Annotated in this window: 11 protein-coding genes; 8 read left to right on the top strand and 3 right to left on the bottom strand. The window is 71.1% G+C overall.

Annotated elements, in window-relative coordinates:
* Positions 1 to 57 precede the first annotated feature (57 nt).
* Entirely contained in the window at positions 58 to 882 is an 825-nt protein-coding gene (locus ACIHAO_RS11030) for a dienelactone hydrolase family protein (RefSeq protein ID WP_396556778.1), read from the bottom strand.
* A 129-nt stretch (positions 883 to 1011) separates the two neighbouring features.
* Here ACIHAO_RS11030 and glmS point away from each other — a divergent pair, with 129 nt between their 5' ends.
* The 8 genes from glmS (at position 1012) to tsaE (ending at position 10608) form a co-directional block, all read left to right on the top strand.
* Positions 1012 to 2874 (top strand): glutamine--fructose-6-phosphate transaminase (isomerizing), encoded by a 1863-nt coding sequence (glmS, locus tag ACIHAO_RS11025; protein WP_396556776.1) that lies wholly within the window; start codon positions 1012 to 1014, stop codon positions 2872 to 2874.
* Between the two features lie 14 nt (positions 2875 to 2888).
* Positions 2889 to 4319 (top strand): NAD(P)H-hydrate dehydratase, encoded by a 1431-nt coding sequence (locus tag ACIHAO_RS11020; RefSeq protein WP_396556774.1) that lies wholly within the window; start codon positions 2889 to 2891, stop codon positions 4317 to 4319.
* A gap of 234 nt (positions 4320 to 4553) precedes the next feature.
* Positions 4554 to 5369 carry a DeoR/GlpR family DNA-binding transcription regulator gene (locus ACIHAO_RS11015; protein ID WP_396556772.1) on the top strand — a complete coding sequence of 272 codons (816 nt, stop codon included), beginning with the start codon at positions 4554 to 4556 and terminating at the stop codon, positions 5367 to 5369.
* Positions 5359 to 6786, top strand: coding sequence for a xylulokinase (gene xylB, locus ACIHAO_RS11010; protein ID WP_396556770.1), 1428 nt, complete (start codon positions 5359 to 5361; stop codon positions 6784 to 6786). The genes ACIHAO_RS11015 and xylB overlap by 11 nt, the downstream gene beginning before the upstream one ends.
* A gap of 4 nt (positions 6787 to 6790) precedes the next feature.
* Positions 6791 to 7882 carry an ABC transporter ATP-binding protein gene (locus ACIHAO_RS11005; protein ID WP_125788856.1) on the top strand — a complete coding sequence of 364 codons (1092 nt, stop codon included), beginning with the start codon at positions 6791 to 6793 and terminating at the stop codon, positions 7880 to 7882.
* 28 nt (positions 7883 to 7910) lie between these two features.
* On the top strand, positions 7911 to 9050 hold the full coding sequence (gene alr / locus ACIHAO_RS11000) for an alanine racemase (protein ID WP_396556768.1): 1140 nt from the start codon (positions 7911 to 7913) through the stop codon (positions 9048 to 9050).
* Positions 9047 to 10144, top strand: coding sequence for an alpha/beta fold hydrolase (locus tag ACIHAO_RS10995; protein WP_396556766.1), 1098 nt, complete (start codon positions 9047 to 9049; stop codon positions 10142 to 10144). Before alr ends, ACIHAO_RS10995 begins: the two co-directional genes overlap by 4 nt.
* Positions 10144 to 10608 (top strand): tRNA (adenosine(37)-N6)-threonylcarbamoyltransferase complex ATPase subunit type 1 TsaE, encoded by a 465-nt coding sequence (tsaE, locus tag ACIHAO_RS10990; protein ID WP_396556764.1) that lies wholly within the window; start codon positions 10144 to 10146, stop codon positions 10606 to 10608. Before ACIHAO_RS10995 ends, tsaE begins: the two co-directional genes overlap by 1 nt.
* A gap of 86 nt (positions 10609 to 10694) precedes the next feature.
* Here tsaE and ACIHAO_RS10985 read toward each other — a convergent pair whose 3' ends face one another.
* Together ACIHAO_RS10985 and ACIHAO_RS10980 are read right to left on the bottom strand one after the other, a co-directional pair.
* Positions 10695 to 12026 carry a carboxyl transferase domain-containing protein gene (locus ACIHAO_RS10985; protein WP_396556762.1) on the bottom strand — a complete coding sequence of 444 codons (1332 nt, stop codon included), beginning with the start codon at positions 12024 to 12026 and terminating at the stop codon, positions 10695 to 10697.
* Entirely contained in the window at positions 12023 to 13444 is a 1422-nt protein-coding gene (locus ACIHAO_RS10980) for an acyl-CoA synthetase (protein WP_396556760.1), read from the bottom strand. Before ACIHAO_RS10980 ends, ACIHAO_RS10985 begins: the two co-directional genes overlap by 4 nt.
* Positions 13445 to 13702: the final 258 nt, after the last annotated feature.

Genomic DNA, 13702 nt, shown 5'->3' with positions numbered 1-13702 from the left:
CGGTGCACGCGTCCGGGGCGGGATCGCGTTTAGGGGGCTAAACGCGCTCCGGAGCGGTCAGGCGGCGGGTTCGTCCTGGGCTTCGATCGGGGCGCGTTTGACGTCGGCGTCCAGCAGGGGCTGGTACTTCGTCGTCCCCGTCAGGTGGGTGAGGAAGAACGCGGTGAACAGCGCCCTCGTCAGCTGCTGGGTCCCGCGATGCGGCTTCCCGTGCAGCAGCAGCTGGCTCCAGTGCCTGCCCTCGGTGACACCGAGGTGCGACGACTTCCCGAGCGTCCGCAGCTGCACCGGCCCACCCCACGCGTCCGCGATGGCCTCGGCGTGCCCGACCGGCGGCGCGACCAGGTCTTCGCCCGCCGCGAGGTGCAGGCCGGGCGCGGTCACCGACCGGGCCGACACGCTCGCGGGCGGCAGTGTCTGCGCGGGGGTGATGGTCGCGACGGCGCGGATCTCGGGCCGCCCGTCGTTCTCGGCGGCCTGCGCGGCGGCGAGCACCGCCGAACCGCCGCCCGTCGAGTGCCCCGCCAAGCCGAGCTTCGCCGGGTCGACGCTGATGCCGTCCGGCCCGAGTCGGACCGTCGTGATCAAGTCGAGCGTGGTGAGGAGGTCGCCGGCCAGCAGCCGGTGCGAAGGCAGTGGCCCGCGCTGGGTGGCCGGGGCCGCCGCGACGATGCCCCAGCTCGCGAGGTGCCGGAGCAGGTGCCGGTAGCTCCCGGTCGGCTGCAACCAGCCGTGCCCGAACGCGATCGCGGGCAGACCGAGCCCGGAACGGGGCGTGAACACGACACCGGGGAGCCCGACCAGGGCGAGGTTGCCGCGCAGAACCTCGTGCGGACCTGGGTGGGACAGCTCCGCGAGCAGCTGCTTGGGCTTGCTGGCCATGCTCGTGACCTTACTGCCCGCACCCCCGTCCGGCCCGCGCGCCGCCCCGCGCATCGCGTTTAGCCCGCTAAAGGCGACGCGTGGGCGCCCGGGCGAAGGGGCCGGATTTCCGTCGTTAGGCTGGTGGCCGTGTGTGGAATCGTGGGATACGTCGGACACCGCCCGGCTCTGGACGTCGTCATCGGCGGGCTTCGCCGGATGGAGTACCGCGGCTATGACTCGGCAGGCGTCGCCGTCCTCGACGGCGCGGGAGCGCTGAACGTCGAGCGCAAGGCGGGACGATTGGCCAACCTGGAGACCCAGCTCGACACGGTCGGCAGGGACACCTTCACCGGCACCGCCGGGATGGGTCACACCCGCTGGGCCACCCACGGCGCCCCGGTCGACCGCAACTCGCACCCGCACCGCGACGCTTCCCAGCGCGTCGCCGTCGTGCACAACGGCATCATCGAGAACTTCGCCGCCCTGCGCTCCGAGCTCGAGGCCGACGGCGTCGAGATGGCGAGCGACACCGACTCCGAGACCGCCGCGCACCTGATCTCCCGCGCCTACACCGAGGGCGACACGAAGGGCGACTTCCCGGCCAGCGTCGCCGCGGTCTGCCGTCGTCTCGAGGGCGCGTTCACCCTGGTCGTGACCATCGCCGACCAGCCGGACACCGTCGTCGCCGCCCGCCGTTCGTCGCCGCTGGTCGTCGGCGTCGGCGAGGGGGAGCACTTCGTCGCTTCAGACGTCGCCGCGTTCATCGAGCACACCCGCGAGGCGGTCGAGCTCGGCCAGGACCAGCTCGTCGTGATCACCCGCGAGGGTTACGAGGTCACCGACTTCCACGGTGACGCCGCCCAGGCCAAGCCGTTCACCGTCGACTGGGACCTGTCGGCCGCGGAAAAGGGCGGCCACGAGTACTTCATGCTCAAGGAGATCGAGGAGCAGCCGGAAGCGCTGGCGAACACGCTGCGCGGTCACTTCGACGGCGGCCGGATCATCCTCGACGAGCAGCGCATCTCCGACCAGGACCTGCGTGACGTCGACAAGGTCTTCGTCGTCGCCTGCGGTTCCGCGTACCACTCGGGCCTCGTCGCCAAGTACGCCATCGAGCACTGGTGCCGCCTCCCGGTCGAGGTCGAACTGGCCAGCGAGTTCCGCTACCGCGACCCGGTGCTGGACCGCGCGACGCTGGTCGTCGCCGTCTCCCAGTCGGGCGAAACCGCGGACACCCTCGAAGCCGTCCGCCACGCGCGCGAGCAGAAGGCCCGCGTCCTGGCCGTCTGCAACACCAACGGCGCGCAGATCCCGCGTGAGTCCGACGCCGTCCTCTACACGCACGCCGGTCCGGAGATCGGCGTCGCCTCTACCAAGGCGTTCCTGGCGCAGATCGCGGCCAACTACCTGGTCGGCCTGGCGCTCGCGCAGGCCCGCGGCACCAAGTACCCGGACGAGGTCGCCCGCGAGTTCGCCGAACTCGAGGCCATGCCCGCCGCGGTGCAGAAGGTCCTGTCCACTGTGGACCAGGTCCGCGACCTCGGCCGCCGGATCGCCGACTCGAAGGCAGTGCTGTTCCTCGGCCGTCACGTCGGTTTCCCGGTCGCTCTCGAAGGCGCGCTGAAGCTCAAGGAACTGGCGTACATGCACGCCGAGGGTTTCGCCGCGGGCGAGCTCAAGCACGGCCCGATCGCGCTGATCGAAGAAGGCCTGCCCGTCGTCGTGGTGATGCCGTCGCCGAAGGGGCGCGCGGTGCTGCACTCGAAGCTGGTGTCGAACATCAGCGAGATCCAGGCGCGCGGTGCTCGCACGATCGTGATCGCGGAGGAGGGCGACGAGACCGTCCGCCCGTTCGCCGACGAACTGATCGAGATCCCGGCCGTCCCGACCTTGCTGCAGCCGCTGGTTTCCACGGTGCCGCTGCAGGTGCTGGCCGCCGAGATCGCCCGCACGCGGGGGTACGACGTGGACAAGCCGCGTAACCTGGCGAAGTCGGTCACCGTCGAATAGAGACCGGAGGCGTCGTGCAGGGAATCTGGACCACGAAACGGATTCGCGCGGCGGAGGACCGGTTGCTCGCCGTCACTCCCGACGGCGAGCTCATGCGGCGTGCGGCTTTCGGTCTCGCGGTGCACGCCGCCGAAATGCTGGCCGAGCACACGGGTTCGGTGTCCGGGCGGCGGGTGACGCTGCTCGTCGGATCGGGCAACAACGGCGGTGACGCCTTGTGGGCGGGTGCGTTCCTGCGTCGCCGCAATGTGGCCGTCTCGGCGATCCTGCTGAAGCCTGAACGCGCGCACGGCCCGGGTTTGGCCGCTTTGAAGCGATCCGGTGGCAAGATCGTGTCCCTTGAGGACGGTCCACAGTGGATCAACCGGGCGGACCTCGTCATCGATGGGATCGTCGGCATTTCGGCGCGGGGGCCGTTACGGCCGGACGCCGCCGCGCTGCTGGAGCACGTGAGTTCGCCGGTGCTGGCCGTGGATCTGCCGAGCGGGGTCGATCCGGACACCGGCGCCGTCGACGGTCCGGCGGTCGTGGCCGACCGGACGGTCACCTTCGGCGCGCTCAAACCGGTACACGCCCTCGCGCCCGCGTCCTGTGGCGAGGTGTCGCTGGTGGACATCGGACTGCGGCTCAGCGAGCCCGACCTGCAGCGACTCGACACGGCGGACGTCGCCGCCGCGTGGCCGATGCCCGGTCCGAGTGATGACAAGTACAGCCAGGGCGTGGTCGGGGTGGCCGCCGGTTCGGCGACGTATCCGGGGGCGGCCGTGCTCGCGGCCGGTGCGGCGGTGCGGGCGACGTCCGGGCTGGTGCGGTACGCCGGTCATGCCGCCGACGTGGTGCGTGGCCATTGGCCCGAGGTCATCGCGACGGGTTCGGTGACCGACGCGGGCCGGGTGCAGGCGTGGGTGGTCGGCCCGGGGATCGGCACCGGGCATGAGGGCCGGGACGTGCTGCGGTTCGTGCTCGGCCGCGGCGTGCCGGTGTGCGCGGACGCCGACGCGACGACGATCATCGCGCGTTCGCCCGACGTCCTCGACGCGCGCGATCCCGACACGCCGCTCGTGCTGACCCCGCACGCGGGCGAGTTCGAGCGGCTGATGGGTTCGCCGCCGGAGGCCGACCGGGTCGCGGCGGCGCGTTCGGCCGCGCGGAAGTACGACGCGGTCGTGCTCTTGAAGGGGCACTGCACGGTGGTCGCGGCGCCGGACGGGCGCGCGCTGGTGAACACGCCGCGGGGATCGTGGCTCGCGACGGCCGGCTCGGGGGACGTGCTGTCCGGTCTGGTCGGCGCGCTGCTCGCCGCCGGGCTCGACCCGTGGCTCGCGGCCGGGGCCGCCGCGCACGTCCACTCGCTCGCCGGTTCGCTGGCCGCCGACGGCGCCCCCACCTCGGCGTCCGGCATCCTCGCCGCGGTCCCGGACGCCATCCGGTCCCTCGCCCCCTGACCAGGGCGCCGACGCGACTTTAGCCCCCTAATCGCGCTCTGCGGGCGGGTGCCCTCAGAGCGCACTTAGGGGGCTAAAGGCGACACGAGGGGGCCAGAGGGCAAGGTGAGAAAAATACGGGAGTTATCGAGTTACGTGTTAACTCCGGGCGAATAATCTGGTAAGAAGCAGGTGTGAGCGCCGACACCTACCCCGCCGAGACCGCGAAGGTCCGGGTCGTGAACGGTGTCGCCCATGTCTAAGACCAGGCCTTCGGATGCCGCCGTCGAGCAGCGACGCCAGGAGATCCTCGATCACGTCATCGCCACCGGCGAGGTCCGCATCGACGACCTCACCACCCGCTTCGGCGTCAGCCTGATGACGATGCACCGCGACCTCGACGACCTCGCCGAGCGCCGGCTCCTCCGCAAACTCCGCGGCAAGGTCGAGGCATACCCCGCGACAACCATGGAGTCGGCGGCACGCTTCCGCGACACCTTCAACCAGGCCACGAAGGACGCGCTGGGCGAGGCCGCCGCGGCGCATGTCCACTCCGGCCAGACTGTCTTCGTCGACGACTCGACGACGCTTTTCCCGCTGGTCCGCCGCCTCGGCCGGATCGAAGACCTCACCGTCATCACCAACTCGCTCGAAGCCGCCCGCATCCTCGGCCCGGCCAAGAGTGTCGAGGTCGTGCTGGCGGGCGGCCGCTACCACCACGAGTTCGACTCGTGCGCCGGCCCGGACGTCATCGGGTTCCTCGACCGCACGCACGCCGACATCGCGTTCGTCTCGGCCGCCGCGGTCGCGGTCGGCCGCCTGTTCCACCCGGTCCAGGACTACGCCGAGCTCAAGAAGTCCGCATTGCGCACCGCGGACCGGAGTGTCCTGGTCGTCGACAACTCCAAGTTCGGCCGCACCGCCACCTACGCGTACGGCGACATCGGCGACTACGACCTCCTGATCACCGACGAAGAGGCGCCGACCGAGGAGATCGAGGCGGCGCTGACCGCGGGAACCGCCATCGAGCAGGTCGAATGCGCACCGGAGGGCCCGGAATATGAGTTCTGAGCTGGTCGCCGGAATCGACTCGTCGACCCAGTCGACGAAGGTCGTCGTCTGCGACGCGAACACCGGCGAGATCGTCCGCACCGGCCGCGCCTCGCATCCCGACGGCACCGAGGTCGCCCCCGCCGTGTGGTGGGACGCGTTCCGCGAGGCCACGGACGGCCTGCTCGACGGCGTCGGTGCCATCGGCATCGGCGGCCAGCAGCACGGCATGGTCACCCTCGACGAGGCCGGTGAGGTCGTGCGGCCCGCGTTGCTGTGGAACGACACCCGGTCCGCAAAGGCGGCCGAGGACCTCGGAGTCGAACTCGGTCCCGAGAACTGGGCGAAGTCCGTCGGCTCGCTGCCGGTCGCCAGTTTCACCGTCACGAAGCTGCGTTGGATGGCGGAGAACGAGCCCGAACTGGCGGATCGCGTCGCCCGCGTCCTGCTCCCGCACGACTGGCTGACCTGGCGGCTCCTGGGCGACGGCGCCGAGCCGGTCACCGACCGCGGTGACGCCTCCGGCACCGGCTACTTCTCGCCCGCCACCGGCGAATACCGCAAGGATCTCCTCGCGCACGCCTTCGGTGGCCGCACGCCCGAACTGCCCAAGGTCATCGGCCCCGCGGAAGCCGCTGGCCACACCCCGGACGGGATCCTGGTCTCGGCGGGCACCGGCGACAACATGGCCGCCGCGCTCGGTCTCGAACTTGCCCCCGGCGACGTCGTGGTCTCGCTGGGCACCAGCGGCACCGTCTTCGGCGTCTCCGAAACCGCGAGCGCCGACCCCTCCGGCATCGTCGCGGGATTCGCCGACGCCACCGGCCGCTTCCTTCCGCTGGCCTGCACTCTCAACGCCGCCCGCGTACTGACCGCCACTTCCGCGATGCTCGGCGTCGAACTCGCCGAGTTCGACAAACTGGCGCTCGCGGCCGCACCCGGTGCCGGCGGCCTCACCTTCCTGCCGTACCTCGATGGCGAGCGGACGCCGAACCTCCCGGACGCCAACGGCACGCTCTTCGGCCTGACCCGCGCGAACATGACGCCCGAGAACCTCGCCCGCGCCGCCGTCGAAGGCATGCTGTGCGGCCTGGCCGCCGGTCTCGACGCCCTGCGCGAGCAGGGGCTCGAAGTCCGCCGCGTCCTCCTGATCGGTGGCGGCGCGCAGTCGGCCGCCGTCCGCGCGGTCGCGCCGATCGTGTTCGGCGTGCCCGTCGTCATCCCCGAAGTCGCCGAGTACGTCGCGGTCGGTGCCGCGCGGCAGGCGGCCTGGGCCCTCGCTTCCAGCACGGAACCTCCCCGCTGGCAGGAACAGCACGGCTACACCCCACTCGAGCCGACCGAGGCGGACAGCGCCGAGGGGCGCCGGATCCGGCGACGGCATCTCGAAGCCCGCGAACTCGGGCACGGCATTTCCGCGAAACCGAAAGAGGACTGAACCGATGGCCACGATCACCTACGACAAGGCGACCCGGCGCTACGCGGGCTCCGAGCGGCCCGCCGTGGACGCACTCGACCTCGAGATCGCCGACGGCGAGTTCCTCGTGCTGGTCGGGCCCTCCGGCTGTGGCAAGTCCACCAGCCTGCGGATGCTCGCCGGCCTCGAGGACATCGACGAAGGCGCCGTGTGGATCGGCGACCGCGACGTCACGCAGCTGCCGCCGCGTGCCCGCGACATCGCGATGGTGTTCCAGAACTACGCGCTGTACCCGCACATGACCGTGGGCCAGAACATGGGCTTCGCGCTGAAGATCGCGGGCCGCCCGGCTTCGGAGATCAAGCAGAAGGTGCTCGACGCGGCCAAGCTGCTCGACATCGAGGACTACCTCGACCGTAAGCCGAAGGCGCTCTCCGGCGGTCAGCGCCAGCGTGTCGCGATGGGCCGCGCCATCGTCCGTGAGCCGCAGGTCTTCCTGATGGACGAGCCGCTGTCGAACCTCGACGCGAAGCTGCGTGTCTCCACCCGTACGCAGATCGCCGCGCTGCAGCGCCGCCTCGGCGTCACCACCGTTTACGTCACGCACGACCAGGTCGAAGCCATGACGATGGGCGACCGGGTCGCGGTCCTCTCGGACGGTCTCCTGCAGCAGTGCGACACCCCGCGCGCCCTGTACGACCGGCCCGCGAACGCTTTCGTCGCCGGATTCATCGGCTCGCCCGCGATGAACCTCGTCACCGCGAAGCTCACCGAAGACGGTGCCGAGCTGGGTGGCGCGCGGGTGCCGCTGCCCCGCGAGATCCTGGCCAAGGCCGACGGCGACACGGTCACCCTCGGCTTCCGCCCGGAATCGCTCGAGGTGACCACCAGCGAAGACGGCACGCTGCCGATCAAGGTCGACCTCGTCGAGGAACTCGGCTCGGACGCGTATGTCTACGGCAAGCTCGCCGAGACCGACGCCGAGGGCTCGAAGTCGAACGTCGTCACCCGCGTCGACCCGCGCAAGCCGCCGGTCATGGGCGACACCCTGCACCTGCGGATCCGTCCGGACGAGCTGCACGTGTTCTCCGCCACCGACGGGGCGCGCCTGTCCTGAGCCGGTTCGTGGGAAACTGGTGGTCGTTATGACCGCCAGTTTCCCGCGTGCCGAGGTCGTCATCGACCTGTCCGCCATCCGGCACAACGTCGCCCTGCTCGCATCCCGCGCCGCCGGCGCCCAGACGATGGCCATCGTCAAGGCCGACGGCTACGGGCACGGAGCCCTCGAGGTCGCCCGTGCCGCCATCGAGGGCGGGGCCACCTGGCTGGGCACCTGCTCCCTCGGCGAGGCGCTCGCGCTGCGCCGGGCGGGGATCGGGGCCCGGCTCTTCAGCTGGCTCGACACCCCCGAAGCCGACTTCGCACCCGCGGTCGCCGAAGACATCGACGTCGCCGTGAGCTCCCTCGACGAGCTCGCCCGCGTGGCCGACGGCGCGCGCCGGGCGAGCGACTTTAGCGGGCTAACCGCGATCTGCCGGGTGCACCTCAAGATCGACACCGGGTTGTCCCGAAACGGCTGCCCACCTGCGGAATGGCCGGCGTTGGTCCAGGCCGCAGCGGCCGCGAAGCCGCTCATCGAGGTCGTCGCCATCTGGTCGCACCTCGCGTGCGCCGACGAGCCCGGCCACCCCTCCATCGACGCGCAGGCGAAGCGGTTCGACGAGGCCTACGACATCGCCCGTGCCGCTGGCCTGGACCCCATGAGGCACATCGCGAACTCCGCCGCCGTGCTGACCAGGCCCGACCTGCACTTTGACCTCGTGCGCCCCGGGATCGCGATCTACGGGCTGAACCCGGTGCCCACCGCCGACGGTCTGCGCCCGGCGATGACCTTCAAATCGTCCGTCGTGCTCACGAAGAGGATCCCGGCCGGCGAATCGGTCTCGTACGGCCACAGCTGGACGGCCGAACGCGACACCACCCTCGCGCTGGTCCCCGTCGGATACGCCGACGGCGTACCGCGGTCACTGTCCGGACGGATGGACGTCCTGCTCGCCGGGAAGCGACGGCCGGTCGTCGGCCGCGTCTGCATGGACCAGCTGATCGTCGATTGCGGAGACGACGAACCGGCCGTCGGCAGCGAAGTGATCCTCTTCGGCGCAGGCGCTTCCGGCGAGCCGACGGCCCGGGAATGGGCCGACAAGCTGGGGACGATCGACTACGAGATCGTGACTTCGATGTACCGCCCGCGCATCCACCGGACGTATCTGGAGGCAGGCTCGTGACACCTTCACGAAGACTGCTGGCCATAGTCGGCGGAGTCGGGGCGGTGGCCACCGGCACCGCCGCGGCGATCGCCGTCGCCGCACAGCAGCGGCGGCAGAGTGAGGATCCGTTCGTGGACGAGCCGTTGGGGGACCTCGCACCGGATCGGACCTCGACAGTGGCGGCGGAGGACGGCACGCCGCTCGCGGTCGAGGAGATCGATCAGGCCGATGGGGGAGAACCGGAGCTGACCGTCGTCGGCGTGCACGGTTTCGCGTTGTCGAAGCGCTGCTGGCACTTCCAGCGGCGAGACCTCGCGTCGCTGAAGCTGCCGCGGGTGCGGCAGGTCTACTTCGACCATCGCGGGCACGGGCAATCCGGCGCCGCGACCGCCGAAACCAGCACCATCGAACAATTGGCGCGCGACCTCGACATGGTCCTGCGTTCGGTGGTGCCGGAGGGACCCATCGTGCTCATGGGGCACTCGATGGGCGGCATGGTGATCATGGAGCTCGCCGCGGAGCATCCAGAGCTGTTCGACGACCGCGTCTGCGGTGTCGCGTTCATCGCGACCGCGGCGGGCGAAGTCGGCGCTCGGGGCCTGCCGAGATCACTGCTCTCGAAGTACAACCCGCTGACGCGCGGCGTCGGCGGGCTGGCCGGCTGGCAGCCGGGACTCGTCGAGTTCGTGCGCGCGGCAGGCGGGCAGCTGACCCGGCAAGCCGTGCGGAGGCTGGCTTTCGGCAGCCGTGACGTTTCTCCGCGACTTGTCGACTTCATGCTGGAAATGCTCGAAGTGACGCCGGTGCGCGGACTCGTGAACTTCGTCGACACGCTCGGCAGCCACAACCGGTACGCCGCGCTCGCCGGGTTGAAGCACGCGCACGTGCTGGTCGTCGGCGGGGATTCCGACCGGTTCACGCCCATCGCGCACGCCGAGCGGATCGCGGCGGAACTGCCGGACGCGGAGCTGGTGCGCGTGCGCGGCGCGGGACACATGGTGCAGCTGGAACAACCCGAACTGGTGAACAGCCATCTGATCGACCTGATGCAACGGTGCACGGGCACCGATGGTGAGACTTCCGAACGGCGGACCTGGTGGTGGCAACGCTGATGAATTTCGCTTTCCCGACTCCCGAGTCGACGATGGATTTCGGGCGTGAGCTCGGACGTTCGCTGCGCGCGGGCGATCTGGTGCTGCTCGCCGGGCCGCTCGGGGCGGGCAAGACGACGCTGACCCGCGGGATCGCGGACGGTCTCGGCGTCGGCGGGCGGGTCAGTTCTCCGACGTTCGTGCTCGCCAGGGTGCATCCGGCGGGCGAGGCGGGGGTCGCGCTGGTGCACGTCGACGCGTACCGGCTCGGCGGGGATCTCTCGCAGCTGGACGATCTGGACCTCGATATCGAACTGGAGCGGTCCGCCCTGGTCGTCGAATGGGGCGAGGGGGCCGCCGAGCGCCTCTCGGACGACTACCTCGTCGTGCGGCTGGAGCGCCGGGAGGACGACGTCCGCATGGTCACCCTGGAGCCGCACGGCACCTGGACGTCCCGCACGCCCGACCTGCGTTTAGCGGGCTAACCGCGATCTGAGCTCCGGGACCGCCGGAGCGACTTTCGCGGGCTAACCGCGATCTGGGCCGTGGCGGGCGACTTGCGTTTAGCCCCCTAAACGCGATCCGCCGGGCTCACTATGGAGCGCGCGATTCCCAGGTCGACCAGGTCCTGGGGGCGTAATCGCAGGCGGTCCGCGAGAGCGGGGACTTCGTCGGCGGGCAGCTTGAGGATCGCCGCGGCCGCCTCCGGCGAGGTGACCGAGAAGTACGCGTCGGGCGTCACCCAGGTTGACCCCGGCGCCGCGAACGCGAGTGCGCCACCGGAGCCGCCTTCCCCGATGACCAGCGTCGTGATCGGCACGGCCGCGCTCGCGACCGCCTCGAACAACTCCGCGATCGCCGCGCCTGCCCCGGCCTGTTCGGCAGCCTCGTCGTTCGCCGCGCCCGGGGTGTCGACGAGCGTGAGGACCGGGATCCCGAGTCGCGACGCGAGCCGCACCAGACGCGCCGCAGTCCGGAAGCCCGCGGGCAGCGTCGGCGTCCCGCACTGCGCCGCGTACGCGATCGCGCGGCCGTCTCGCCAGCCGAAGCCGCACAGGACGCCGGAGTCGGCTCCGCCGCACCTGTCGCCCGAGACGTCCTCACGCCAGTCGAAGTACGCGTCGAGGTACTCCGCGGCCCTCGGTCGGTCAGCGGAGCGCGCCGCCTGGACCGCGGACCAGCCGCTGTCGGGCAAGTCCGTCGTCCCGAGTGCGCGGGGAGGCTCGACGGCTTCCGTCGTCGGCGATGTCAGCAAGCGCAGCCACCGTTCAAGCACCGCTGGAAGGTCTGCGGGGGCCACGATCCGGTCGACCTGGCCCCACGCGAGCTTCGCTTCGGCCGTGTACGCCTCAGCGGAGGCGCCGGCAGGCCGCACTCGAGAGCCCGCGAAACCGACCTGGGCCTCAGGCAGCGCGAGAACGACGTCGGCGCTCGCGCCGAGTGTCGCCCAGCCACCGCCGGTGGTCGGATCACGCAGCACCGAGATCTGCGGTACCGCGCGGGCGCCCGCCGCCGCCCGCGCGATGCGCTGCAACTGCGTGAGCGCGCGCATGCCTTGCTGCATGCGGCTTCCGCCGGTCGCGATCAGCGACACCACCGGCAACCGCGACTCCACGGCCCGCGCGAACGCCGCCTCGACGCGATCACCGGTCCGCTGACCGATCGACCCACCCAGGAAGCCGAACTCGAAGGCGATCACGACCGCCTTGACGTCACCGATCTCGGCGGTCCCGCAGAGCACGGACTCGTCCTCGCCGGTCCGCTCCTCGGCGGCCTCGCGTGCCGAGCGGTACCCCGGCCAGCCGATCGGCCCGTCGTCCGGCTCATCGGACCGAGGAACGTCCAGATCCTCGAAACCGGTCGCGATGTCCTTGACGACGGACCGCGCCGACGGCCTGCTCATCCGAGCGCCCGCTTCATGACCTTGCCCATGTCGTTGCGCGGTAACGCTTCCAGATAGCGGACGACCCGAGGTCGTTTGTGCGGCGACAACAGGCGCGAGACGTGGTCGGCGAGTTCCGACTCGGTCGGGCGCTCACCGTCCGGCACCACCCAGGCCACGATGCGCTCGCCGAGGTCGTCGTCGGGCTCGCCGGTCACCGCGACCTCCGCGACACCGGGATGCTCCATGAGCGCGTTCTCGATCTCGCCCGCGCCGATCTTGTAGCCGCCGCTCTTGATCAGATCCGTCGCCTTCCTGCCGACGATCTTCACGTATCCGGCCGCGTCACGGGTCGCCACGTCGCCGGTGCGGAACCAGCCGTCGTCGAAGGCGGCTTCGGTCGCGTCGGGGCGGTTGAGGTATTCGGTGAACAGGTTCGGCCCGCGGACCTGGATCTCGCCGACGGTCTCGATCTCCTCGACTGGCGTTCCCGCTTCGTCGACGAGCCGCAGCTCGACGCCGCGCAGCGGGACGCCGACTGTGCCGGGGACGTGCTCGCCGTCGGCGCGGATGCTGGTGTTCATGAGGGTCTCGGTCATCCCGTAGCGCTCGATCACACGCTGTCCGGTCGCCGCGGTGATGCGCTGGTGGTCGTGGACGGGCAGCGCGGCCGATCCGGAGACGAGCAGCCGGGCGCCGCTCAGCGCCTCGGCGAGCGACGGGTCTTCGCCGACTTCGCCCGCGATGCGGTGGTACATGGTCGGGACACCGAACATCATGGTCGCCCCGGCGGCGAGTTCGCGTGCGACGCCTTCGGTGGAGAACCGGCCGAGATGCCGGACCGAGCCACCGCGCCGCAGCGGTCCGAGGATGCCGAGGATCAGGCCGTGCACGTGGAACAACGGGAGACCGTGGACCAGGACGTCTTCGGCGGTCCACGCCCAGGCCTCCTCGAGCGCGTCGAGGGTCGTCGAAATCGCGCGGCGGGGGAGGACGACGCCCTTGGGCGGGCCGGTGGTGCCCGAGGTGTAGACGATGAGCGCCGGGGCTTCTTCGGCCGGTTCCGCGGGGAGATCGACAGGTGCGCCTTCGAGGGGGATGTCGCGGCGCGGCAGACCGTCGAGGCCGGCGGGCAGGTCGGCGCCCGGTTCGGCGAGTACGAGGACGGGCTCGCTGTCGGCGAGGATGTGCGCGAGTTCGCGCTCGCCGATCTTCGGGTTGAGCGGGATGGCGGGGACGCCGGCGAGCAGTGCGGCGACCACGGCGATGCTGGTGTGCACCGTCGGTGTCGCCCAGACGGCGACGCGGCCGCTCGGCAGTTCGCGTGCGAGCGTGCCGGCGACGGCCGCGAGATCGGCGTACGTCAGCGAGGTGTCGCCGAAGCGGAGCGCCTCCTTGCCGGAGCCGCTCGCCAGCGTGGGGAACAACCGATCGGGCACCGTGTGACCTCCTGCTCGACTTCGCCGGCCGGGGCACGCGGCCCTCGCAGGACCGTACCGCGCTGCCCACCCGCACCCCTGCGACCTGCTTCACACCGTGCCGCCGGGTCGACTTTCGCGGGCTAACCGCGCTCCGGCGGTCGGAGCACGGGAGCGACTTTCGCGGGCTAAACGCGATCCGCCGGGCCGATGGCCGGAGCGACTTTAGCCCCCTAATCGCGATCCGGCGGCTGGGGAGCGGCCCCGGCGCCAGATCGC

Origin of the sequence: Amycolatopsis sp. NPDC052450 (genome assembly GCF_044547565.1) — a bacterium.
Taxonomy (GTDB): domain Bacteria; phylum Actinomycetota; class Actinomycetes; order Mycobacteriales; family Pseudonocardiaceae; genus Amycolatopsis.
Note: the sequence above shows the minus strand (reverse complement) of the source record. Positions and strands in the feature narration are given on the sequence as shown.